Raw genomic sequence first — 24,324 nt, forward strand, 5'->3', positions numbered from 1 at the left:
CTGCTATTGAGAATGATCTCGGATCTATACCTGTTAGGTTTACTTATCCTAATATTGAAGAGTCCTTGAATGGTGACAACTATAAAGCAGCGGTATCTAGCCAGGGTGCGGACGCATTAACAACTCCAGTTTGGTGGGATAATTAATTTTAAAATATAAAAGATGAAAAATATAAAATATTTAACGCTAATTCTTTCTGTTGCTTTTGTGTTACAATCTTGCAACCAGGATCTACCAGAAAACGAAGCTATTTTTATAGAGTCTGTTGGTGGTCTTGTCAATAATGCCACACCTACTATTGCCTATGTTGTAGGTAACGATGGTACATATATCGCAAGTGGCTCTATTTATCAGGGAACAGTAAGTGTCCCTAGCATGGATGTAGTTGTTAGTTTCAGGTCATCAGCTACCGGCGCCGTTAGTAATGAGGCCTTATTGACCACCCTTACAATCCCGCAGGAAAGTTTTGCAACTGTTCCGTTTGAATACTCATTTAAATACGAAGACTTAATTGCAGGTCTTTCTATTGATGGAACTCCCCTTCCTGCCAGTGATTCAGGGTTAAACATTGGAGACTCCTTTACTTTAACGTATCGTCCTTCATTGTCAACCGGGCAAACAGTACAAAGTGCAGCTGCTTCAACAGTGTCTGTTGGCACCCGCTTTGCCGGGACCTACAATATTATTGACCAACTTTATTACAGAATAGGTGTAAATAGGGATGATGTGGGATGGCCAGATCAATTTACAATCCTATCTATAGATGCCACTACGTATCAGATAGTAGATTACTTTGGACCATTTGATGGTAATATATGGTATTTTCAAATAGACGAGAACGATGTAATTAGTTATCCACCGGAAACACCAGAAGGAGATGCACAAACAGGCAATGGACAACCTTTGACTACCTGCCAGTTAAATCCGGGAGATTTGACCAATGTACCCTGCGACCCAAGCTTAACAAATTATGTAGTGCGTGATGACGTTAACGGGGCAGACATTTTATACATGACATACGGCTACTTTACCGCCGGTTCCGGACCGAGAGAATTTTATCAGGTTTTACAAAAAGTTGTTGACTAATCACTAAAAATACCGTAATGAAAAATATATATTTAAAGAACATTTTAGGATTGACGATTGCACTGCTTACCCTGGCAAGCTGCAACGAAGATGATTTACAGAATGCAAGTACCATGGTTCCAACGGAACCAACGGGAAGTGTTTCTCTTGGTTTCAGCAATCCAACTACAATAATTGAAGGGGACGAAACATTTGATTTTACAGTAAGTTTGAGTGAAACTCAAATAGTAGATGTAAAAGTTTTTCTGAGTCAGACAGGTGGTACTGCTACCGAGGGAGAAGATTTTACCATGCCGGGAAGTATCCTTATCCCTGCTAACACATTATCTGCCACGGGCACTATTACCATTTTATCAGATGAGCTTGCTGAAGGCCCGGAAACTGCTATTATAACTATTGGGTCCGGAAATCAAACAGCTAATGCCTCGTTTACCTCAACTACGGTCACTTTTAATATCTTAAATTTGGCAAGTGGAGATTTAGCAACCGGCCTGTCCTGGGAAGCTTCGGAACCTGTTTTTGATGAGTCGGGGAATGAAATCGACCCGACAGACCTTGCAGATTTGCGCTTTTTACTTACAGATGTACCTTATACGACCATTATTGATGGTGCTGATGGAGGCGCATTTGAAACTTTAGTAATAACTGAAGATACACCTGATGGCGAATATTATCTTGTAGCTGATTTCTTTGCTGCAGCTGATTTCTCACGCGATTTGGACCTGACTGTAACTTTAGCTCAGGCTGGTGTTTCCGAAGAGGAAACTTATTTTTTTCCTGCGGCCTTGAATACAGATTTGACATGTGCAGCTAGTAATGTTATTCTAGTTAAGCTTACCAAAACAGGTAGTACATATGATGTAGAGTACGTAGGGGAAAGTAGTGCTTTTACTCAGGATATTTCTGGCACCTATGACGTAGTGAGCAACGGTGTAGCACAAGACTCAGGCCCAGTAAACAACCCCCTGGTAAACTTTGCATCTACGGCAACTATTACCGACAACGGTGATGGCACCTTTACCCTTTCTGATGGGTGGGCTGGTGTTTATATCGACTGGTATTCCATTTACGGCAATACCGAACCTGAACCACAAGTTTTGACGGTCGACGTATGTGCAGGTATATCAGCGAGTTGGACAGATATTTTTGGCGGTGGACAAACGTTGACAGGAACTGTCAATACAGATGGAACTCTTACCATAAGAATTGACAATGTTTATGGCGATTTTGTTGATGCGGTTTACACCCCTCAATAGGAAAAAGTTATTAATAGTTAAAACCACCTGCTATCTTGCGGGTGGTTTTTTATTTTAACTTTGTGCCATGCAAAAATCTTCGCGTATTTACGGTATAAGAACCGTTATTGAAGCTATTAATTCTAATAGCCCCATAGATAAAATATTTATACAAAGAGGCCTGGGGGGTAATCTCTATAAAGAATTGGAATCCTTGATAAGGGAAAATGGAATTAGCTTTTCATATGTTCCGATAGAGAAATTGAACAGACTTTCCAAAAATAACCACCAGGGAGTAATTGCTAATATTTCGCCAATTGAATTTTACAACTTTGAAACCCTGGTTGAAGAGGTACTGCAAAAGAAAGAATCTCCTTTGTTTCTCCTTTTGGACCAACTGTCTGATGTAAGAAACTTTGGCGCAATAATACGTACGGCCGAATGTACCGGTGTTGATGGGATTGTCATTCAAAAAAAAGGAGCGGCACCGGTAACAGAAGACACTATAAAAACTTCGGCGGGAGCTGCTTTTAAGGTTCCAATAGCTAAAATAGGTCATCTAAAAGATGCGGTTTTTTATTTACAGGCGTCAGGAATACAGGTAATTGCTGCTACTGAAAAAACGGAACACAGTATTTACGACATAAATTTTAAAATTCCTTCTGCCATTATTATGGGATCAGAAGATTCCGGAATATCCCCTTCAATTCTTAAAACTGTAGATCATAAGGCAAAACTGCCTCTTATGGGTGAAATTGCCTCTCTGAATGTATCCGTGGCCTGCGGTGTTTTTTTATATGAAGCAGTACGCCAAAGAGTAATTTAATTTACTTTTGATTGCCTTTAGTTTTATTTTCCCTGAAATGGTAGGTTATTTTAAAGGGTTTTTCTTCTGATTCTAAAACCTCATCTTTACTTTCAATAAAATTTCCGTGTTCATCAAATTGTTTTAAAAATTCATCTTCCTCTTCATTGTAATTTTCTAATTCCCAGGCATACTTTTTAACAAGGGGAATTTTAGCCTTTAATAACAGGGCCAGGAGTAAACCGGTAATAAATCCCGACAAATGACCCTCCCAGGAAATATCCTCCTGCAGAGGAAATATAAACCATAATAAACTGCCGTAAATAAATACTACCACTAATGAAAGTGCCACAAGCCTGTAATGTTTGGTAAAGATCCCTTTGAAAAAAATAAAACTGGCCAACACATAAATTAGGCCACTAGCTCCAATATGATAGGATGGTCTGCCAATAATCCATGTTAACAAACCGGAAAGTAGTACTCCCCACAGCAATACTTTTGAGGAGATACTTCTATAAAAATAGACCAAAGAAGCAGTTAGAATTGCTAAGGGTATTGTATTATTGTAGAGGTGTTCTATTGAACCATGCAAAAACGGACTAAAAAGTACGCCTCTTAATCCCTTTAAACTACGTGGAAATATGCCGTACTGATTTAAATTGATCTGAAATCGAATCTCCACCCAAAAAACAGTCCAAATTAATAATACTGCTATCATAGGTACCAGAAGCACTTTATTCGAAAATTTAAAATAGGTTTCCTCCGACATAAGATTAAATTACGTTTTATTTCTTCAAATTATTGGCCATAAATGCAAAACATGATAAATTGTCAGGGCAATCTTTTTGTTTATAGAAGCACCATCTTTATTATAAATTTAGTTAACGTACAAGGTTAAAACGTATTTATTACATTTATCATATGAATGAACCACTTGCAGAACGGGTACGCCCAAAAACTCTTGAGGAATATATAAGTCAGCAGCATTTAGTTGGTGCAGATGGTTCTTTAACAACCCAGATAAAAAAAGGAAATATTCCTTCATTAATTCTTTGGGGACCGCCGGGAACCGGGAAAACCACCTTAGCACATATTATTGCAAATGAAAGCGAACGACCCTTTTATACATTAAGCGCCATAAACAGTGGGGTTAAAGATATCCGGGAAGTAATAGATAAAGCAAAACAAAGTGGTGGTTTATTTACTTCTAAAAATCCAATCTTATTTATTGATGAGATCCATCGATTTAGTAAATCACAGCAGGATTCTTTATTAGGGGCCGTGGAAAAAGGCCTGGTGACACTCATTGGGGCAACTACGGAAAATCCGAGTTTTGAAGTTATACCGGCACTTTTGTCGCGTTGTCAGGTCTACATACTTAATTCATTTGGGAAAAAGGACCTGGAAGTTTTATTACAAAGGGCTATAGCTGAAGATATAATGTTGAAGTCGAAAAATATTAAGCTCGAAGAAACTGAAGCACTTTTGCGGCTTTCCGGGGGAGATGGCAGAAAACTGCTTAATATATTCGAATTGGTAGTCTCCTCTGAAGATAAAAAGGATATTGTTATCACAGATAAACTGGTAATGCATAAGGTCCAGAAAAACACTGTATTATATGATAAAACAGGGGAACAACACTACGATATAGTTTCTGCTTTTATAAAATCTATCCGCGGCAGTGACCCGAATGGTGCCGTCTATTGGCTTGCCAGAATGATTGAAGGTGGAGAAGATGTAAAGTTTATAGCAAGACGTTTATTAATATCCGCCTCTGAAGACATTGGTATGGCCAACCCTACCGCCTTGGTTTTTGCAAATTCAACTTTTCAGGCGGTTAATACAATTGGATATCCCGAGGCCAGAATTCTGCTTAGCCAGTGTGCTGTTTATCTGGCTACTTCACCAAAGAGTAACACGAGTTATATGGCCATTAAAAAGGCTCAGGAATCTGTTAGGGATACGGGAGATTTATCTGTTCCCTTACCATTAAGGAACGCTCCTACCAAGTTAATGAAGGAACTGGGATATGGTGAAAACTATAAATATGCTCATGACTATAAGGATAATTTTAAAGAGCAGGAATTCCTGCCCGACGAATTAAAGGGAACTGCCTTTTATGTGCCTGGTGATAATAAAAGAGAGATAGCGCTCAAAGAATTTCTCAAAAAACGATGGAAGGATAAATATTAGAATTTAATAGTCAGTTCTTCAATTTGTAATTTGTCTGCCTCATAATATTCAAAATACCATTGGGAACCACGTTTATACACAATACCATTTCCTTGTTCATTTATACCAATATAAACCTCCGGGTTGGATGTTTTGTATATTTTTAAACGAATTTTTGGTGAACTATCCACTAACTGATAACCATTGGAAATTTGTTGTGCATACAATACATGTTTCTCTGAAGTTTCGGTAATGGTACTCATTGCCTCTGCTTCGACTGCCTTAGGTTCAACCGTCATTGTTGTAGCATTTTCTGCCACTACTGCCTGCCCTGTATTCTCTTGGGAAGGAATTGGTGTTTGTGTCGCCGTATCTGGTACTAATGTACTTTTTTCGTCTGCCCCGGGATTTGTAGCATTAGCTGTGACACTTTTGCCAGGTACAGGATTATAGCTATAGTCCAGTGCATCAATCGATGTAAAGGCCATCTCAATGGCTTCTTTATAACTCAATGCGAAATCCTTTTCTTTGCTGCTTCCCTGCAGGCTTGTAAAGATCTTTTTGGAATTGCAATCCTCGAGACTAATAGTAGCTTTGGTAATAAACATACCGGATTTATGATTTAATCGCACCAGGAGGCCCAGACATCTGTTTGAATTAAGTTCAGGATCACGATCATCTTCATAATAAGTCTGGAATCCTTTTTTTGTAAAAAGGTGTTTTATAAGAGTACTGGTTTTGTATTGATTCGGATACTTAAAACCCTCAAAACTTTTTGGAACAATTATGTATTTATAATCATTTAATTGGGCTTGTAGCCCATATGAAAAGGCAAAAACTAAAAACAGGCAGTAAAAAATATTCTTCATTTTAATTAAATCTCAATTTACCTCCCAAGATATGATATTTAATCCTAATTGAAAAGAAGCGTAGTTGCCGTCGGCGATATTACCATAGGCCAATAAATTATCTCCCATAATATATAGGTTCACAGGTCCGGCCTGGACGCTTATGCCCAAACCTATATTGGAAGCGGTGAATTTATCAACGGTATAAGTCGCTTTTAGTGCAAGGGCTTTGGCAAATCTTCTTTGATAAAATGCGGTTACCGCAAACTGCGGACCCCGTGGCCTGTTTATAGCATACAATTGCCCTCCTACACTGTTCAGATAATATAAAGATCTGTCACTACTATCAGTTTGATTTTCACAATCGCAAACTTCAGTTGGTTCTCCTTGTTTGCCAAAATTATAGCGAATGGACGAATAGAATTTTATCGGCCTTAAAGTGACATAGTTTTTACTGTTTTCTTCAAAAGGAACTAACTCTTCAATTTCATTCACCAGATCTTCCCAAAAATCGGCATTAGGATCGCCAAGTGCTTCCGGCAAAATAATTTCTACCCCCTCAATTGAGGCACTCCCCTCAAGCGTGTAATTAGTTACATCAGAAATGTGATATAATAATCCGATATCTAAAAGACTTCCGGTGATTACGGTTTGTTTATTGAGATTATAAGTAACTCCGAAGTCAAAACCAAGCCCTGGATCACCACCAAAAAGTCCTCTTTTTGTAAGTAGACTTGCTATGCCTCCACCATTATCATTGGCATCTAAAAGAGCTTCCAGGCCCGAAGTTCTTAATCGCATATCCGAAACCAGGGTATTCCTCAACAAATTATTCTGCCCTGCTGTGGTCTCGAAATAACCACTATTATTTGTTGAATTAATATCTACAATACCAGAATACAATTTGATCCGGGCACCCAAAGTGAGATTGTTTTTTATTTGTCTATTAATTCCGAAATGCAAGACATTTATCAATTGTCCACTGGCATTAAGATCATTTAGATCAAATCTTTGTCCCAATCTGTCCGCATTACCTTCATAAGCTAAAATTGCAAGGTCTTTTGGCCAATAATTCAGGGCGTAGCCTTCAACATACATTCCAAATGAGAAGAAATTCGCCGGGTCCTTTTGTCCACGGAATCCACCATTTAATATATCAACCTGAAAGATTCCATTTACTTCATCACGTTTGCTCAATGAATACAATGCACGATCCCTTACTTTCTGATTAATATCAAGCCCATCGGCAGCAAAAATATCATTCACTGTAAGTCCGCTGGTTGCTCCCTGCACATATATACCAGATATTAATGGGACTCCTGCATACCAATTATAAATGGTATTCATCCCCGGGTTAACCATTAAAGCCTGTGGAATCTCAATGAAATCATATAACACCTCTTTATTCTGGGCGTGGATAGTCATGTACCCCACAATGAGGGTAATAAAAAGGACCAGGCTTCTTATCATTTTAGCTGAATCCTGAATTTAGCGCTCGATCTTAAGAAAACTGTTGGGTTAGGTAAAGCAGATACACTGGTATTATCACCTAAATTTATGGCACTTACCCTAATGGCAGAGGTGTTTCTAATAATATCCAGGCTCCTTCCGGCCGGTCCATAAGCAATTTCGCGTTGTAATATTGCAGTTGGGGCGGCATTAACGGTAAAATTTTCAGAATCCAATGAATTTCCCGTATCATCTAAAAATTCAAAAGTGATATCAAGAGGTTTACTTGTTGTATTTTCCACTTCATACGTTACAACACCATCTAAGACATTATCAGCAAAAAACTCTTCGCTAAAGGCATCAAAATTAAATGTTTGAGAGTAAAAATTTATCCCGCTTACCTGATTAATGATTCGCTCAGGGGTCTCAACATATAGAATACTGGCTTCTGTGGTAGGAGTAACCTCAAGATCATCCAATTGATCAAAATCCTGTTTTTCCGCACAGGAACCTAATATTCCAACACAGAAAATAATGGTAAATAGATATTTTGGGATATACTTCATTGCTATATACCAGTTTTAAAATGGTTAATTATTTATTGAAACCACCTAAATAGGTATTGCCTCCTATGTTATTCTCCCCTATATAACTCTATAAATAGTTTTTTATTTCACGTAAATTATGAATCGTAACGCAATGTTCATGTTTCGGATCATTGTGGGCATTAAAATGTAAAGTATGAAGTCCTACAGCCTTGGCCCCTAGTATGTCCGCCTCAATATTATCACCAACCATTAATGACTTATCCGCTGCAGTATTAGCTTTTTTTAGTGCGAGTTCAAAAATTTCCGGATTGGGTTTTTTTACTCCAGCCATTTCAGAATTAATAACCTGGTCAAAATAGCCAAATATATTTGAGTTTACCAATTTTTTAGTCTGTACTTCTTCAAATCCGTTTGTAATGATATGCAGTTTATATTTTGGTTTTAAATAATCCAGAATTTCAATTGTATGTGGCAAAAGGTTATTGTATGAGGCAAGATTAGTAATATATTCCGCCGATAAAATATCTATAACTTCGTCTTTAATGTCGTATTGAATAGCATCAAAAGTTGTTTTTAGCCTTTGAAAACGCAATTCCGGTTTCTTAATTTTATCTTCGCGATATAATTTCCAAAATGCGAGATTCGCCGGCACGTAGACTTCCAAGAATTTGGAGAGATTAACGTTTATTTCAACTTCAGTAAATATTTTTTGGAATGTCAGGGCAGAATTCCTTTCAAAATCCCAAAGTGTATGGTCCAAATCAAAAAATATATCTGAAATACTTTGGCTATACATGATACTTCTCAATAACTTTATTGTATAAATTTAACCAGTTAATCGCCTGATCTCCACCCAATAATTCGTTAGAAAAAATAGTAATAAAGTGTCCGTTAACCTTTTTTACCTGATCATAATAAATACGGATCTTGTCAAGTGCTTCATCTTCGGAATTGGAATTGAGTAAAGCATAGTCATGAACAGCGAAGGGGTGAATTTTTATTGGTTGTTTTTCTTCCATTGTAATATCATAGAAATAAAAAGGCGTACATGTACCTGCTCTAAAGCCCATTTCATGAGTATATCCCATAGTGTAATCATCAGTAAATTCTGCTTCTACAAGGTTTCTGTAAGTATGAGGAATATCTACCCTGTTATATCTCATCCTTGAATAATTTATTGGCCTGTGTACCACATTGGATAACCTCTTTTTTTCTTCTTTTAATAATTCAATATCCTTAAATGAACTATATGAAGCTGCCAGAGATACCAAGCTATAGTCCGCCACAGATTTAATCAGGTATTTAAAATTATTATTTTCGGGTGATACATTTTTATCATATGTTGAATAATTGGCGAACTGAAAAAAGAATATACTCTTTATTTGATATTTCTTCTGAATCTCTATTAAGCTGGCGTAGTTATTATAAGGATCTTTTTTGATCTTTAGCCATACAGAAGTGCGCTGTACTACACGCTTCAACTTAAAAGTGCCTAAGTCATACAACAAGCCTGCTAAGCCCCTCATAGGCCCTCTATGTGCAAAACAGTGTGAAGAAGTAACATCAATAATAGAAGTATGTTGATACTTGCGTTTTTTACTAACTACATTAGGAAAACGTTCTTTAAGCTTATCAAGAAATTTGTATGCCCAAATATCCACAACAGGTAATTGCATAAAGTTAAAAGTAGAAGCAATACTTTCTAATGGCGGAAACCTGCCATGTGTGTCTTTTAGGTATGGTAAGTACTCTTCATATCTCGTTAAAAGATAAAAGCTTGCCGAAAAAATATCATAGGGAATAGCACTAGGTTCATTTGTCCTGAAAAAACAAGGGGTTCCCTCCCAGTCTTCAACAGCTATTTGTAAATCATTTATCCCATGTACAAATAACAGTTCATTGCTTCTGACAAAAAACTCATTCTGCAAAGGTTGTTTGCTGTAAGTGATCCTGGGTCCGGTATGTTTGATAAAATCCTCAACCTTTGTAGTGAAAATGATATCTATCCCAAGTATCCTTGTGAGAACTTGTTTCATGGTGTAACTGAAACGTGGAGTAATTTTATGGGTATATATCAAAAGCATATTTATATCAAATTATTATCGGCAAAGCTATAGTATTTGTTTTGGGTAATAATTACGTGATCTAGTACCCTGATATCCATGGCTTCGGAAGCTTTCTGAAGTTTATTTGTGATTTTTTTATCGGCCTCACTAGGTTTAAGTGCCCCTGACGGATGATTATGGGCTAATATTAATGACACAGCCCCTAATTCCAGTGCTTGTTTCATTACTAAACGAACGTCGACCAAGGTGCCGGTTATACCTCCCTTACTTAATTGAGCCTTATGTATAACCTTATTTGAGTTATTCAGGTAAACAATCCAAAACTCCTCGTGAGGAAGGTCTGCAACCAAGGGTTGCAGAAGATCAAAAACCGCCTGACTACCGGAGATCTGCACCTTCACCATCGCCTTCTCATTTTGCCTCCTTCTTCCTATCTCTAAAGCCGCTGCAATAGATACGGCCTTCGCCTCGCCAATACCTTTAAATTTCATTAATTGTTTTATGGATACCTTACCCAATTCGTTTAGGTTATTATTGGTGGAGGCCAAAATTCTTTTGGAAAGAGCTACTGCCGTTTCATTTTTGGTCCCTGAACCAATCAATATAGCTAGTAGCTCGGCATTTGAAAGTACTGAACGACCTTTATGCAATAGTTTTTCCCTTGGTTTGTCATCGTCAGACCAATTCTTAATGGAAAAAGAAGAAGGTTTTTGTTGCATGGCCTAAAGATAATCAACAAAAAAAAATATTGTAAATTTCATTCGTAAAATCCAACCTAATATATCATGAAATCAATTTTTGATGAATCTACATATAAAGAAGTTGAAGAACGATTTAAAAAACTAAGTCGGGATTCAGAAGGTTTATGGGGTAAAATGAGCGTTGGCCAAATGCTATGGCATTGTCAGATTTTCGTTAAAGACGCGATAAAGAATAAAAAACATACTAAACGGGGAAATCCAATTATTAGCTGGTTCTTTAAAAAATCCATGTACAGTGATAAGCTCTGGCGAAAAAACTTACCGACCACACCTTTTGCTAAGGCTAAAGAAGAAAAGGAATTTGAGGTTGAACATAAAAAGTTACTGGAACTAATTAAAGAGCTATATAGCTTGCGAGATAGAAAGGACTGGAATGCACATCCATTTTTTGGTGATTTTACCCCAGAGCAATGGGGTAAACTGGAATACAAGCATTTAGATCACCATCTCAGGCAATTTGGGGTCTGACAGGCGTGCTTAAAGTAGGGTAATAATTGATTAAACAGCCTTAGTTAATTTCAATCATGTTTACGATCTCCTTCAAATCCAGGCCACCATAGTTTCCGGAACTCATGAATAATATGATACTATTAGTAACATCCTGTTCAAAAAGAAATTCTTTAAAGGAATCACTATTGGTAAAAATGTTAATGTCTTGCTGTTGAAATGCCTGCCCTATCTGATCTTTTGTTATTTCGGCCAAACCCTTTATTTTAACTGATTCAGGAATATAAAATACCGCAGATACATCTGCTTCTTTTAAAGACCCTCTATATTCCTTTAAAAATTCGGCATTTAGACTGCTATAGGTATGTAGTTCCAGACAAGCAATCAATTTTCGATCCGGGAATTGTTCTTTTACCGCCTTTGTGGTTGCTGCGACTTTACTTGGCGAATGAGCATAATCTTTGAAGATTATCGTATTATCCCTTTCACCAATCTTTTCCAGGCGTTTTGAAGCGCCTTTAAATGAAGTAATTGCCTCATAAAAGTCTTCCTCATCAATCCCCATATTTTGACAAATCCACTTTGCGCCCGCCAGGTTATTCAAATTATGATGTCCGAAGATCTCCAAAGGCATTGGGCCTTCCCCGGTATTTAAAAAAGTCTTCCCGTGTTCAACAAAAAAATCCGGAGTAGAATAAGGAAGTTTCCGTATTGAATTTGCTGAAGCTTCAACGATACTTTTTACATTTACATCCTCCTCATTATACGTAATACTCCCTCCTTTGATTATGCTATCGACAAAAATCCGAAATTGCTCCAGATAATTTTCAAAAGTGGGAAAAACGTTGACATGATCCCAGGCTATTCCACTTAACAAGGCAATATTGGGTCTGTACAGGTGAAACTTTGGCCGCCTGTCTATAGGAGAGGAAAGATACTCATCTCCTTCTAAAACTATAAAATCGTTTTCCTCAGTAAGATGTACCATCCGGTCAAATCCCTCCAATTGAGCACCAACCATATAATCTACCTGCCTTCCATGATAATTCATTACATGAAGAATCATTGATGTAATGGTAGTCTTACCATGACTTCCTCCAATAACAACACGAGTTTTGTGTTTAGATTGTTCGTAGAGGAATTCTGGATAAGAATAGATTTTTAGACCAAGCAGTTTGGCTTTTATCAATTCAGGATTATCGGCCTTGGCATGCATACCAAGGATAACAGCATCTAAAGAAGTATCTATCTTATCCTGAAACCAACCAAACTGTGAAGGGAGGATACCTTGTTTTGCCAATCTGCTTTTAGAGGGTTCAAATATTACATCATCACTCCCGCTAACAACATATCCTTTCTGATGCAGGGCCAGAGCCAGATTATGCATGGCACTACCTCCAATTGCAATAAAATGTAAGCGCATTTACAATAAAATTAGATGCTAAAGATAGGAATTGAAAAGAGCATCTCAAACCTTCTTTAAGCATGTTATTATTTTTATCTTCGTAACGGAACAAAAGCAGATCAACAAGCCAGTTATCGAAAATATTTGTTCTGGATAATTATGACTATAAAACTCTCAGAAGTTACTTCTCAGGAAATTATGCCTGGTTATCATGGGAAAATGATACATACAGAAAATATGACTCTGGCCTATTGGGAGGTAGAAGAGGGTGCCACAGTCCCGGAGCATTCTCATAAAAATGAACAAATAATGCAGGTTTTAGAAGGCACTTTTGAGTTTACTGTCAATGGACTTACCAAACTCTATAAACCGGATGATCTTGTAGTTATTCCGCCCTTTGCCCCGCACAGCGGCAAGGCCTTAACGCCATGTAAGTTAATGGATATTTTTAGCCCGGTTAGGGAAGAATATATAGGCGTTTAAAAACATTCGATTTAAAGATTTTCAAAAAATAGTTTTATGCAGATTTCATTAAAAGGCAAAAGAGCTTTAATTGGTGGCAGCAGCCGTGGCATTGGTAAAGCAATTGCTCAGCAGTTGGCGGTAAGTGGTGCCAGTGTTACGCTTATGGCCCGAAGTGAAGATCAATTAAAATCTATGGTAACGGAGCTGACGTATAATGAAGGACCACCTCATAACTATCTGGTCGTAGATTTTACGGATTTTGATAGTTATCAAAAAAAAATCACCAAATATTTTGAAACTCATAAGGTGGACATCCTGGTAAATAATACGCAGGGACCCTCTTCCGGCAGTGCTTTAGAAAAGGACGTTTCTGATTATCAGGAGGCTTTTGACCTGCTGTTTAAATCTGTTGTATACACTACCCAACTGGCCCTAAACCACATGATGCAAAATAAATGGGGGCGTATAATTAACGTGGCCTCTATATCTGTAAAGGAACCACTGGGTTATTTGGTACTTTCAAATACTATCCGGGCCGCAGTGGTTACATGGGCAAAATCGTTAGCCAATGAGGTTGCTTCTGATAAAATTACGGTAAACAATATTTTAACTGGATATTTTGACACGGAGCGGATCACAGATTTGAATAAAAAGAAATCGGAACAAATGGGTATCCCCGTAGATAAAGTCCGCAAGGCCATGGAAGATCAGGTACCTATGAAACGCATAGGGAATCCTCAAGAATATGGATATTTGGTTGCTTTTCTTGCCTCTGATAAAGCCTCGTATATAACCGGAACCAATATTCCCATAGATGGCGGTTTATTAAAATCACTTTAACAAAACGGATTTAATCATTTAATACGGGCCAAAATTTATCTATTTAGAGCAAGAATTTTTTGTTTTTCTTCCTGTGCCCTTTTAAAACCAGTCCGTTTTTCAAGGGCCTTATTTATCCAAAATAAAGAATTTTGTATGTTCCCTTTTTTCCGGTACAAAAGTGCCATTCGATAATAAGCCCATTCCAGCGGCACACCATCTTTAATAGAATACTTCTCAATATATCTGGTCATATATTCTATTCCCCTATCTAATTGAATACCATAATCGCTGTATACCTTACCCAGCTGATAATTTAAATGATTTCTTGCAAATTCCGTATGGTCCTTCACCAATGCCAATGCCGCTAAATAATTTGTTTTAGCCTTAAGCGGTTCGTCGTCATATTCATATACATAGCCTAAGGCCAAATAGCTGTCAATAGGTGAAATCTTCTTCAGTTCTTTAGCCAATTCATAAGCCTTATTATAGCTTCCGCCAACTATTCCCGGCAATGAAACATAAAGATCTATCAGAGCCCAGTGTGCTCCCGGATGATAAGGGTCAAGAGCCAGGGTTTTATTAAAACTCGATTTTATGCGCCCTAAAAGAGTGAGTCCAACCAAAGGATTACTGTTTTGGGCTTTTTTTGCTAAAACTCCACCATAATTAAAAAAGTAGGAAGGGTTATCTTCATCTAAGATGGTAAGCTTTTTATAAATCTCAATAGCTTTGTCCCATTCTTCTTGATATGCATAAGTTTCACCCAACTTGTCCAATAAAACAGGATTAGAATACAGGTTCGGTTGTTGTAATAATAATTCACTGGCATGCTTGTAATTCCCGGCACCCATTGAATATGCTATATCAGCAGAAACTAATTGTGCTTTCAAGCAAACAGAATCCAGTAAAATTAAAAGTAAAACGAAGTATCTCACACTTAATCTTTTTTCTCATCTATTAAGTCGTAAACGAATTTGATTCCTTAAAAATTATAGGAGATTGAAATTCTTAGACAACTCTTTTGCCCCTGTTGTAGTTTTCTCCAAGCCTTGTACAATCCGGGCACGAAGTAAAATTTCGCGAAAGTTCGAAAATTATATTTAGCTTTAAGACATAACAAAAAAACCAATTATTATGAATTCAAAAGTCTTTATGGTCCTAAGAATACTTCTTGGGCTGTTTGTCCTGGTATTTGGACTCAACAAATTTTTTCATTTTATTCCGATGGAAGCACCAGCGGGTGACGCCGGAGCCTATTTTGGAGCACTAATGAGCTCTAAAACACTCACATTGGTAGCCATTATTGAGGTTGTTGCAGGCATAGCTTTAATTTTCAACAAATATGGAGCTTTGATGGCATTAATTTTAATGAGTGTATCTGTTAATGCTGTTTTATTCCATGCAACTCTGGACCCTGAAAATATTATGGGTGCACTGGTATTGATAATATTAAATGTAGCTGTACTTTTTGGTTATAAGGATAAATATGCTCCATTGCTACAACCATAGAATGTTGTAGTGTACTAGCAAGACGGAAGTTTTTCAAAATGAAAGACTTCCGTTTTTTATATACTCATACGGTCCTTAAAAATATAGGATTGACTGCCTGAATATTTTATTTCAGGGCCATTTATTTGTTCAGGTAAGTTTGGACTATTTATTTTTGCCCTTCTTTATGACAGGTGGATACTTTGAAAATACTTTGGCTACAATTTCATAAAGCTTCTTTTCTCTGGTTCTCGGCGAGCTATTTTCACTTAAATTACTTAGACTTATGGCTTGCCAGAACAAGGCATCCTTTTGGCTGTCTACCAGATCAAAAATTAATTCCCGTTCCAGATTAGAACCACCCACGGGAACTCCAATAGAAACACCTCCTCCTACATTGCCACTTGTGCCACCTATTCCTACACCCACCGTGCTGTTATTTGGAGTTACAAAAGATTTGCTTTGAATATTGATATAAAAATCCGGTTCTTCAGATAATAAAATTCCGCGCATTTGCATAGTTGAATCAATTGCGTTATAAAGGCGTTTGGAATCCAAATCACTCAGTCCGGTTTGCATTTCAGGATAATAATTGTAAGTGCTGTAATTGCTAAAATCTACATTTTTGTCAAAATCGTAGTTTACCCTTACTGTACTGCAGGAAATTACGGATACAAGAACCAATAAGATTATTATATTTCTCATAAACGATTTTATATAAAAATAAATAAAAAATCCAGCGATGCTGAAAATTGTATTATTTAATCGTTCAATAACAGCCAAAGCTTATCTTTTAGGTCGTTAAGACCTAATTCTGATACAGAAGAGATAAATATATAAGGGGTTTGCTTTAGATCCTTATCCAATTCAATTTTCATTTCCCCAATCAGCTCATCATCCAGCATATCGGACTTGGAGATGGCTACTAATCTATTTTTATCCAGAAGTTCAGGATTATACTTTTTTAGTTCATTTAACAGAATTTCATACTCTCTGCTAATGTCATTGCTATCTGCAGGTATTAAAAATAGTAAAATGGAATTTCGTTCAATATGTCTTAGAAAATAATGCCCTAATCCTTTGCCTTCTGCAGCCCCCTCTATTATACCAGGAATATCTGCCATTACGAAACTCCTATAATCGCGGTATTTTACAATTCCCAGGTTTGGTTTAAGTGTAGTAAATTCATAATCTGCTATTTTAGGTTTTGCAGATGTTAATACTGATAGTAATGTAGATTTTCCGGCATTTGGAAATCCAACCAATCCCACATCTGCCAAAACTTTAAGTTCCAGCGTCAATTGTTTTTCCTGCCCTGGAATCCCGGGTTGCGCATACCTGGGGGTTTGGTTCGTAGCTGTCTTAAAGTGCCAATTACCACGCCCGCCTTTACCTCCTTCAGCGGCAATTATCTCTTCTCCGTGTGCTGTAATCTCAAATAGCAATTCATTGGTCTCCGAATCGCGCGCAATTGTTCCCAGGGGTACGTCTAAAAATACATCCGCTCCATCGGCACCCGTACTTCTGTTTTTACTTCCATGCTCGCCGTGTCCGGCCTTAAAATGTCTTTTAAATTTGTACCCAAGAAGTGTCCAAAGGTTTTCATTACCGCGAATGATGATATGACCTCCTCTACCACCATCACCTCCGTCAGGCCCGCCTTTTGTTATAAATTTTTCCCTGTGCAAATGCATGGAACCTTTGCCCCCATTACCAGAGCTAACATACATCTTTACATAGTCCACAAAATTCCCTTCGGTCATCGCTCAATATTCGTTTTAAAAAAATGGTAGTAGTATAATCTGGTCTATGTTCGTATTCAGATCACCCTTCGACCTGTATCTCCTGAATTACGGCGCCAAGGCGCTCCGTAATCTCTTCTATAGCTCCAATACCATTAACGCTATAGAATTTATCCTGAGCTACATAGTACTCTTTAAGAGGAGCTGTTTTTTGATTGTATTCTTCAAAGCGATTTCTGATCTTATCCTCGTCCTGATCATCAGTTCTGCCGCTAATTTTACCTCTTTCCAATAAACGTTGTATAAGCTCTTCATCATTGGCATCTAAGGCAATAGTTGCGTCAATTTGCATTTCCTTTGAATCCATTAAATTATCCAGTGCTTTTGCCTGGGCCACGGTTCTGGGAAAACCGTCAAAAATAAATCCGTTGGCTTCAGGATGTTTTTCAACTTCATCCCTTAGCATCTTAATGGTTACCTCATCAGGAACCAATTCGCCTTTATCCATATAGGTTTGTGCTAATTTCCCAAGTTCGGTATTGTTCTTAATATTATATCTAAAAACATCTCCGGTAGAAATATGCAATAGATTATATTGATCCTTTAAAAAAGCAGCTTGTGTTCCCTTACCTGCTCCTGGTTTTCCAAAAAGTACAAGATTAATCATATGGTTTTGGTTTAGTTGGTATACATCTCTAAAATTTCTTCCCTGTTCTTTATAATCCAACCCATAACCCACGATAAACTTATTTGGAATTTCTATTCCAATGTAGTCAATGGGATATTCCCCGTTGTAAATTTCGTGTTTATAAAACAGGCTTGCTATTTTAAACTCCTTGACATTCGTCTCTGCAAATAAATGGACCAATTCCTGTAAGGTCCTCCCGGTATCAATAATATCTTCTATAATAACCACGCTTCTCCCTTCCAAATTTTCGGGAAGATCTAATAGTGTTTCAACAATCCCGGTAGATATCAGGCCCCTGTATGAAGCTAATTTTACAAATGAAACCTCACATGGATAGGGATAACATTTCAATAAATCGGAAATAAACATAAAGGCCCCGTTAAGAACCCCAACAAATATGGGTACCTCATCTTTATAGTCCTTAGCAATTTCATCGGCAATTCTCTTAATTGCAAGTTGTATTTCTTCTTCCTTCAGAAATGGCTTAAACAATTTGTCGTGCAACTTTATCAATGGTATCGGTTTTATAGGATGGCAAAGATAGTATTTTGCTTTCGCTTTTTTAGGCTTAGGACGACAGATTCTAACATTTAGATGTATTTTTGTAGCCAGTCAAAATAATCTTATTCACCTGAGAAAGTATAAGTTCATGAATTTCTTTTCTTCTGATTTTAAACTAGGCATTCTTGGAGGAGGTCAGTTGGGTAAAATGCTCCTGTACGAAACCAGGAAGTTTGACATTTATACCAAAGTGATGGATCCTTCGTCCGAGGCTCCGTGCAAAATTGCCTGTAACGAATTCGTCCAGGGCAGCTTGATGGATTTTGATGAAGTATACAATTTTGGAAAGGAAGTAGATTTACTTACTATCGAAATTGAAAATGTAAATATAGATGCTCTTGAAAAATTAGAGGGAATAGGCAAAAAGATTTATCCCTCTGCAAGGGTTCTTCGAACTATTCAGAATAAGGCTAAACAGAAGTTATTCTATATTGACAATCAAATTCCTACAGCTCCATTTTCCAGATTTGCATATACGAGTGAAATAAAGGATAGTGTTGCTCATGGAGGTATTGCTTTTCCTTTTGTATGGAAAAGTGCCCAATTTGGATATGACGGGCAAGGGGTAAAAATTGTACGTTCCCTGAATGATCTTGAAAACCTTCCTAATGTAGAGTGTATTACTGAGGATCTTATTCCTTTTAAAAATGAATTGGCCGTTATAGTATCGAGAAATGTTCAGGGTGAAGTAATCGATTATCCGGTAGTGGAAATGGAATTTCATTCGGAAGCCAATCAGGTTGAATATGTCTTATGCCCTGCCAGAATTGAGAATAAAGTTGCTATTAAAGCAAGGAAGATTGCTTTAAAATTGTCTGAAAAATTACAGCATGTAGGCCTGCTGGCAGTTGAAATGTTTCAAACATCAGAGGATGAGATTTTGGTCAATGAGGTAGCACCCAGACCCCATAACAGTGGTCATTACAGTATAGAGGCCAGTTATACAAATCAATTTGAACAACACTTAAGAGCCATCCTTGGATTTCCTCTTGGGTCTTCAGATAGTAAATTGGCAGGGGTGATGGTTAATTTGGTTGGTGAAGAAAACTATACCGGCGAAGTCGTTTATAAAAATATTGAAGAAATTTTTAAACTAAGTGGCGTTACACCTCATATTTATGGTAAAAAGGAAACACGACCATTCAGGAAAATGGGTCATGTAACTATTGTACATGACGATATAGATGAGGCCCGTACTATAGCCGAAAAAGTAAAGAAAACTATAAAAGTAATAAGCAAATAACAAAAAATATGAGCAAAGTAGCAGTAATTATGGGTAGCTTAAGTGACCTCCCCGTTATGCAGGAAGCAGTTGATATTTTAAAGGGATTTGATATTGAAGTAGAAGTTGATATTGTATCTGCCCACAGAACCCCGGATAAATTATATGAATTTAGCAAACAAGCTCATAAAAATGGATTTTCGGTTATTATAGCAGGGGCCGGTGGCGCAGCCCACTTACCTGGAATGGTAGCTTCACTTTCTCCTCTGCCGGTAATAGGTGTGCCGGTTAAAAGCAGTAACTCTATTGATGGATGGGATTCGGTTTTGTCTATTTTACAGATGCCCGGAGGTGTTCCGGTAGCCACCGTTGCTCTTAACGGCGCAAAAAATGCAGGTATACTTGCAGCGCAAATCATAGGTAGCAGTGATAAGTGTGTAATGGATAAAATTCTTTTATACAAAGAAGGACTAAAGGACAAAGTAGTTAAGGGCGCTCAGGAACTGAATAAACCTAAATAGGAAATTTAAACATTGTTATCCTCTGCAGATTAATTCCTCTTCATAAATAAAGTAATAAACATCGGTCTATATATGAATCCTTTATTATCGCCATTTGATACCGCGCCCTTTTCGAGCATTAAAAATGAACATTTTATGCCGGCCTTTCTGCAAGCAATGGAGAATGCTCGTAAAGAAATTGATGACATAACCAATTCCGAAGAAGAACCCACTTTTGAGAATACTATTGAGGCTTTAGAATTTTCGGGACAACATTTGGATCGTATTGCCAGTTTATTTTTTAATTTGAATTCTGCAGAAACCAATGATACCATCCAGAAGATTGCCCAGGAAGTATCGCCATTGCTGTCGGAGTTTAGTAATGATATTACCCTAAATGAAAAATTATTCAGAAGAGTAAAAAAGGTTTTTGATAATAAAGACAAATACCAACTTACCGCAGAACAAGACACCTTACTCGATAAAAAGTATAAAAATTTTAGCAGAAATGGTGCTAACCTTAATAAAGAACAAAAAAAACGCCTGAGGGAGATTGATGCAACACTTGCAACACTAAAATTAAAATTTGGTGAAAACCTGTTAAAGGAGACAAATAAATATGAAATGCACCTCACAAACGAAGACGACCTTGACGGACTTCCACAAAGTGCAAAAGATGCAGCAGCGCAAGTAGCTAAAAGTAAAGGTAAAACAGGATGGCTTATAACTCTGGATTATCCAAGTTATATTCCATTTATGAAATATGCACGCAACAGAGAACTTAGAAAAGAGCTGTCAATGGCATTCGGGAGCAAAGGGTTCCATAATGATGAACTAGACAATCAGGCTAATGTTCTCCAAATTGCCAATCTTCGACATGAAAGAGCTAATTTATTAGGCTATAAAAGCCATGCGAATTTCATTTTAGAAGAACGAATGGCCGAAACTCCGGAAAAAGTATATGACTTTTTAAAGGAATTGTTGATAAAGGCAAAGCCTGCAGCTAAGCGGGAATTTAAAGAACTATCAGAGTTTGCCAAAGAACTGGATGGAATTGAACAACTAGAGTCATGGGACGGATCTTTTTACTCTGAAAAATTAAAGCAAAAACGCTTTAGCCTTGACGATGAAAAGCTTAAACCATACTTTAAGCTGGAAAATGTTATTGAAGGGGTATTTATGATAACCGAAAGACTATACGGATTGTCATTTAAAGAAGTATTTGATGTAGACAAGTATCATCCGGAAGTTAAGACTTATAGAATTTATGATAGTAATAATAAAATTGTTTCCTTATTCTATGCCGATTTTCATCCAAGGGAAGGGAAGCGTGCCGGTGCCTGGATGACTTCATTTAAGCCCCAGTTCATAATGAACGACAAGAATGAAAGACCTCAGATTTCTAACGTTTGCAATTTTACTAAACCTACAGAAAATAAACCATCCCTGTTAACTTTTAATGAAGTTACTACGCTCTTTCATGAATTTGGGCATGCTCTGCACGGTATTTTTGCAAATACCACATATCCAAGCTTATCCGGCACTTCTGTCTATTGGGATTTTGTAGAATTACCCAGCCAGATATTGGAAAACTGGTGTTATGAAAAAGAAGCTCTGGAAGTATTTGCAAGGCATTATGAGACAGAAGAACCTATACCCATGTCATTAGTTGAAAGTATAAAGGAATCTGCAACATTTCAAGAGGGGATGGCCACGATGCGTCAACTGAGTTTTGGTTTCCTGGATATGTCCTGGCATGCATCTGATCCCTCTGTTATTTCAGATGTGAAAAAACACGAAGTTAAAGCTTTCAAAGATACATTACTTTACCCAAATAACCCGGAGACGTGCATGAGTGTATCATTCGCCCACATTTTTCAGGGTGGTTATTCCGCTGGCTATTACAGTTACAAATGGGCTGAAGTATTAGATGCCGACGCCTTTGATTATTTTAAGGAAAAAGGAATTTTTAACAAAGAAATAGCTGAAAAATTTAAAGATCATATTCTTTCCAAAGGAGGAACTGAAAAACCAATGGTCCTTTATAAGCGCTTTAGGGGCAGGGAGCCTAAAATTGAAGCTCTTTTAGAGCGTGCTGGATTAATGAAAAAGACAGCTTAGTTTAATTTTTTTACTTCCAGCGCATCATAACCCCCCAACAGGTCTATAACATTTTTATAACCAGACGAGGTGAGTAACTCAGTCGCACTTGCACTGCGTCCTCCTTTTTTGCAGTAGACATAAATAGTTTTTTCTTTATCTACTTTCTTGAATTGATCAATAAAACCCTCATCATACCAATTAATATTGACTGCATTGTCAAGGTGACCCTCAGCATACTCCTCAGGGGTGCGAACATCGATAAGTACTGCATTTTCCAGATCCTGAGGTTTCAATTCCGTAATTGACATGGATTTAGTTTGAGTACAGCTTATTTGAGTAAATAATAAAAGAATGAGATAACCGATATTTTTCATAATAGAGGGTATTAAGATTAAAATTAATATTTTCACTAAAATTAATTTATTTTTGGTTTCGACAAGTATCAATATGACGGAAAATCAATTAAATCCTGCTTCATGGGTCGACCAATACGCCGACTATCTATTTAACTATGCCGTGGCGCGCGTAAGTGATGCGGAGATTGCTAAAGATTTGGTACAGGAAACTTTCCTGGCCGGTTTAAAATCGGCTAAAAATTATCAGGGAGCTGCAACGGAACGCACCTGGCTCATTGCTATTTTAAAACGAAAAGTCATAGATTATTACAGAAAAATTAATTCAAAGAAAGGGAAGGCTGAAGTACGAATTAATTATAGTAGCCAAAGTGATTCCGCAGGAGATTGGCTGGAAGAAAATGTAGCGGATCCATTTAGCACACTTGAAAATGACCAAATAGAAAATGCAGAATTGGGGCAAGCTATTCAGGAATGTATTTCTAAGCTACCAAAAAAGCAATCTGCGGTATTTGTTATGAAAACTATACGAGGATTAAGTACGGAAGATATATGTAATGAACTTGGAATTAATCCGTCTAACCTCTGGGTAATGGTGCACAGAGCGAGAACGAACCTTATGGGTTGTCTCAATGAAAATTGGTTTAAGTTATGATTAATTGCGAGAAAGCAAGTACAATTTGCAATAAAAAGCAATACAAAGAAGCAACACTTTTTGAACAAATTCAATTAGGTTTTCACCTTTTGTATTGTAAAGCCTGCGCTGCATTTTCTAAGAAGAACAAAAAACTAACTATACTTTGTGAAAGGGCATATTTGCATAACCTTTCAGAGCTGGAAAAGGAAAAAATGAAAGAAAAGATAGAACATAATATCTAAATATAACTTTCCAGGAATATTAGGATTCCAAGCCAGCAAATTGGAATACTTTCTACAAAAAATGAGGCAAAATACTTTGATTGATTTCTGTGCGTCACCAGCAGCATAATTATTAAAATAGAAAAGAGTATTGTTTTTCCAATAATTTCTAACCGACTTAAATCGTCCTTGAGAAAAGTTATTAAAAAAAATATAAGAGACAAGAGTAGTCCAAGATTTTTGGTTTGAGATACTCCGATGCGCTGTGGTATTGTCTTAAGATTCAATTCATCATAATCAAGATCCCTAATCTCAAATGGAATCAACAATATAAGAATCAGAATTAACCGTTGGAGTATTAAAAGGCTAATGTCCCATGAAAATGAAATGGCCGAAGCTACTACAGGAATTATGACAGTAGTTCCAGTCCATACAAGTGCCACCAACATTACTTTTAAGATGCCTGAATTCCTTAAATTCTTATGCTTTGGAGAAACCGGCAATGCATACAACCCTATTAGCACGGCCAATACAAAACAAATGAACCATACCTCATAACTCAGAAAAAAGAAATGATATTTTGGCATCAACCCCGTATTTAACAAAATTATAACTCGGTATGGTTCCAAAAAAAACGAAAAGAATCAGATGCTGATCGGGTAAAATGTTTAAGTGCAGATTGGTGATCAATAATAGGCTA

At 37.1% G+C, this 24,324-nt stretch carries 26 protein-coding genes; 12 read left to right on the forward strand and 14 right to left on the reverse strand.

The features are described from left to right. The first annotated feature begins 162 nt into the window (after positions 1 to 162). The 3 genes from Q0X66_RS12250 (at position 163) to rlmB (ending at position 3,147) form a co-directional block, all read left to right on the forward strand. Positions 163 to 1,086: a hypothetical protein gene (locus Q0X66_RS12250; protein WP_297706777.1), complete on the forward strand. Its 924-nt coding sequence runs from the start codon at positions 163 to 165 to the stop codon at positions 1,084 to 1,086. Positions 1,087 to 1,103: 17 nt separating this feature from the next. Further along, the gene (locus tag Q0X66_RS12255; RefSeq protein WP_297706779.1) at positions 1,104 to 2,342 is read left to right on the forward strand and encodes a Calx-beta domain-containing protein; all 1,239 of its coding nucleotides are present in this window, start codon (positions 1,104 to 1,106) and stop codon (positions 2,340 to 2,342) included. Positions 2,343 to 2,409: 67 nt separating this feature from the next. Continuing rightward, a complete protein-coding gene (rlmB, locus tag Q0X66_RS12260) occupies positions 2,410 to 3,147 on the forward strand; it encodes a 23S rRNA (guanosine(2251)-2'-O)-methyltransferase RlmB (RefSeq protein ID WP_297706781.1) in 738 nt (245 codons plus the stop codon). 1 nt (position 3,148) lies between these two features. Here the strand turns inward: rlmB and Q0X66_RS12265 are convergent, their stop codons facing one another. Then, positions 3,149 to 3,895 (reverse strand): rhomboid family intramembrane serine protease, encoded by a 747-nt coding sequence (locus Q0X66_RS12265; RefSeq protein ID WP_297706783.1) that lies wholly within the window; start codon positions 3,893 to 3,895, stop codon positions 3,149 to 3,151. Between the two features lie 152 nt (positions 3,896 to 4,047). Here Q0X66_RS12265 and Q0X66_RS12270 point away from each other — a divergent pair, with 152 nt between their 5' ends. Beyond that, entirely contained in the window at positions 4,048 to 5,319 is a 1,272-nt protein-coding gene (locus Q0X66_RS12270; RefSeq protein WP_297706785.1) for a replication-associated recombination protein A, read from the forward strand. On the opposite strand, the gene Q0X66_RS12275 is transcribed toward Q0X66_RS12270, so the two are convergent. From Q0X66_RS12275 to radC, 6 genes are all read right to left on the reverse strand, one after another. Beyond that, positions 5,316 to 6,167 (reverse strand): hypothetical protein, encoded by an 852-nt coding sequence (locus tag Q0X66_RS12275; RefSeq protein WP_297706787.1) that lies wholly within the window; start codon positions 6,165 to 6,167, stop codon positions 5,316 to 5,318. The genes Q0X66_RS12270 and Q0X66_RS12275 overlap by 4 nt on opposite strands. A gap of 12 nt (positions 6,168 to 6,179) precedes the next feature. Continuing rightward, positions 6,180 to 7,616, reverse strand: coding sequence for a DUF5723 family protein (locus Q0X66_RS12280; protein ID WP_297706789.1), 1,437 nt, complete (start codon positions 7,614 to 7,616; stop codon positions 6,180 to 6,182). Beyond that, entirely contained in the window at positions 7,613 to 8,161 is a 549-nt protein-coding gene (locus Q0X66_RS12285; protein WP_297706791.1) for a hypothetical protein, read from the reverse strand. Before Q0X66_RS12285 ends, Q0X66_RS12280 begins: the two co-directional genes overlap by 4 nt. 88 nt (positions 8,162 to 8,249) lie before the next feature. After that, positions 8,250 to 8,939: a YjjG family noncanonical pyrimidine nucleotidase gene (locus Q0X66_RS12290; RefSeq protein ID WP_297706794.1), complete on the reverse strand. Its 690-nt coding sequence runs from the start codon at positions 8,937 to 8,939 to the stop codon at positions 8,250 to 8,252. Beyond that, the gene (locus Q0X66_RS12295; protein WP_297706796.1) at positions 8,932 to 10,227 is read right to left on the reverse strand and encodes a polysaccharide deacetylase family protein; all 1,296 of its coding nucleotides are present in this window, start codon (positions 10,225 to 10,227) and stop codon (positions 8,932 to 8,934) included. Before Q0X66_RS12295 ends, Q0X66_RS12290 begins: the two co-directional genes overlap by 8 nt. A 2-nt stretch (positions 10,228 to 10,229) precedes the next feature. Then, positions 10,230 to 10,928, reverse strand: a complete 699-nt coding sequence (gene radC / locus Q0X66_RS12300) for a DNA repair protein RadC (RefSeq protein ID WP_297706798.1) — start codon at positions 10,926 to 10,928, stop codon at positions 10,230 to 10,232. A 66-nt stretch (positions 10,929 to 10,994) separates the two neighbouring features. Here radC and Q0X66_RS12305 point away from each other — a divergent pair, with 66 nt between their 5' ends. Beyond that, positions 10,995 to 11,438, forward strand: coding sequence for a DUF1569 domain-containing protein (locus Q0X66_RS12305; protein WP_297706800.1), 444 nt, complete (start codon positions 10,995 to 10,997; stop codon positions 11,436 to 11,438). Positions 11,439 to 11,478: 40 nt separating this feature from the next. Here Q0X66_RS12305 and Q0X66_RS12310 read toward each other — a convergent pair whose 3' ends face one another. Next, a complete protein-coding gene (locus tag Q0X66_RS12310; protein ID WP_297706802.1) occupies positions 11,479 to 12,840 on the reverse strand; it encodes a Mur ligase family protein in 1,362 nt (453 codons plus the stop codon). A 141-nt stretch (positions 12,841 to 12,981) separates the two neighbouring features. Between Q0X66_RS12310 and Q0X66_RS12315 the strand changes: the two genes are divergently transcribed. Together Q0X66_RS12315 and Q0X66_RS12320 are read left to right on the forward strand one after the other, a co-directional pair. Next, positions 12,982 to 13,305 carry a cupin domain-containing protein gene (locus Q0X66_RS12315; protein WP_297706804.1) on the forward strand — a complete coding sequence of 108 codons (324 nt, stop codon included), beginning with the start codon at positions 12,982 to 12,984 and terminating at the stop codon, positions 13,303 to 13,305. Between the two features lie 36 nt (positions 13,306 to 13,341). Then, complete coding sequence (locus tag Q0X66_RS12320; RefSeq protein WP_297706806.1) at positions 13,342 to 14,127, forward strand: SDR family oxidoreductase; 786 nt, start codon at positions 13,342 to 13,344, stop codon at positions 14,125 to 14,127. Between the two features lie 35 nt (positions 14,128 to 14,162). Here Q0X66_RS12320 and Q0X66_RS12325 read toward each other — a convergent pair whose 3' ends face one another. Then, a complete protein-coding gene (locus Q0X66_RS12325; protein WP_297706808.1) occupies positions 14,163 to 15,044 on the reverse strand; it encodes a hypothetical protein in 882 nt (293 codons plus the stop codon). Between the two features lie 199 nt (positions 15,045 to 15,243). On the opposite strand from Q0X66_RS12325, the gene Q0X66_RS12330 reads away from it, so the two are divergent. Continuing rightward, the gene (locus Q0X66_RS12330; protein WP_297706811.1) at positions 15,244 to 15,618 is read left to right on the forward strand and encodes a DoxX family membrane protein; all 375 of its coding nucleotides are present in this window, start codon (positions 15,244 to 15,246) and stop codon (positions 15,616 to 15,618) included. 144 nt (positions 15,619 to 15,762) lie between these two features. Here the strand turns inward: Q0X66_RS12330 and Q0X66_RS12335 are convergent, their stop codons facing one another. From Q0X66_RS12335 to Q0X66_RS12345, 3 genes are all read right to left on the reverse strand, one after another. Then, positions 15,763 to 16,302 (reverse strand): DUF4136 domain-containing protein, encoded by a 540-nt coding sequence (locus Q0X66_RS12335; protein WP_297706813.1) that lies wholly within the window; start codon positions 16,300 to 16,302, stop codon positions 15,763 to 15,765. Positions 16,303 to 16,358: 56 nt separating this feature from the next. Beyond that, entirely contained in the window at positions 16,359 to 17,360 is a 1,002-nt protein-coding gene (gene obgE, locus Q0X66_RS12340; RefSeq protein WP_297706815.1) for a GTPase ObgE, read from the reverse strand. 61 nt (positions 17,361 to 17,421) lie between these two features. Then, positions 17,422 to 18,540 carry an adenylate kinase gene (locus Q0X66_RS12345; protein ID WP_297706817.1) on the reverse strand — a complete coding sequence of 373 codons (1,119 nt, stop codon included), beginning with the start codon at positions 18,538 to 18,540 and terminating at the stop codon, positions 17,422 to 17,424. 136 nt (positions 18,541 to 18,676) lie between these two features. On the opposite strand from Q0X66_RS12345, the gene Q0X66_RS12350 reads away from it, so the two are divergent. The 3 genes from Q0X66_RS12350 (at position 18,677) to Q0X66_RS12360 (ending at position 22,431) form a co-directional block, all read left to right on the forward strand. Further along, positions 18,677 to 19,831: a 5-(carboxyamino)imidazole ribonucleotide synthase gene (locus Q0X66_RS12350; RefSeq protein WP_297706819.1), complete on the forward strand. Its 1,155-nt coding sequence runs from the start codon at positions 18,677 to 18,679 to the stop codon at positions 19,829 to 19,831. An 8-nt stretch (positions 19,832 to 19,839) separates the two neighbouring features. Continuing rightward, positions 19,840 to 20,331, forward strand: coding sequence for a 5-(carboxyamino)imidazole ribonucleotide mutase (gene purE, locus Q0X66_RS12355; protein WP_297706821.1), 492 nt, complete (start codon positions 19,840 to 19,842; stop codon positions 20,329 to 20,331). A gap of 72 nt (positions 20,332 to 20,403) precedes the next feature. Next, positions 20,404 to 22,431 carry a M3 family metallopeptidase gene (locus tag Q0X66_RS12360; protein WP_297706823.1) on the forward strand — a complete coding sequence of 676 codons (2,028 nt, stop codon included), beginning with the start codon at positions 20,404 to 20,406 and terminating at the stop codon, positions 22,429 to 22,431. Here Q0X66_RS12360 and Q0X66_RS12365 read toward each other — a convergent pair. Further along, positions 22,428 to 22,787, reverse strand: coding sequence for a rhodanese-like domain-containing protein (locus Q0X66_RS12365; RefSeq protein ID WP_297706826.1), 360 nt, complete (start codon positions 22,785 to 22,787; stop codon positions 22,428 to 22,430). The two genes, Q0X66_RS12360 and Q0X66_RS12365, sit on opposite strands and share 4 nt — an antisense overlap. A gap of 73 nt (positions 22,788 to 22,860) precedes the next feature. On the opposite strand from Q0X66_RS12365, the gene Q0X66_RS12370 reads away from it, so the two are divergent. Next, a complete protein-coding gene (locus Q0X66_RS12370; protein ID WP_297706873.1) occupies positions 22,861 to 23,421 on the forward strand; it encodes a sigma-70 family RNA polymerase sigma factor in 561 nt (186 codons plus the stop codon). A 220-nt stretch (positions 23,422 to 23,641) separates the two neighbouring features. On the opposite strand, the gene Q0X66_RS12380 is transcribed toward Q0X66_RS12370, so the two are convergent. Beyond that, entirely contained in the window at positions 23,642 to 24,211 is a 570-nt protein-coding gene (locus Q0X66_RS12380; protein ID WP_297706830.1) for a hypothetical protein, read from the reverse strand. Positions 24,212 to 24,324: the final 113 nt, after the last annotated feature.

Origin of the sequence: uncultured Eudoraea sp., assembly GCF_947260015.1 — a bacterium.
Classification (GTDB): Bacteria; Bacteroidota; Bacteroidia; order Flavobacteriales; family Flavobacteriaceae; genus Eudoraea.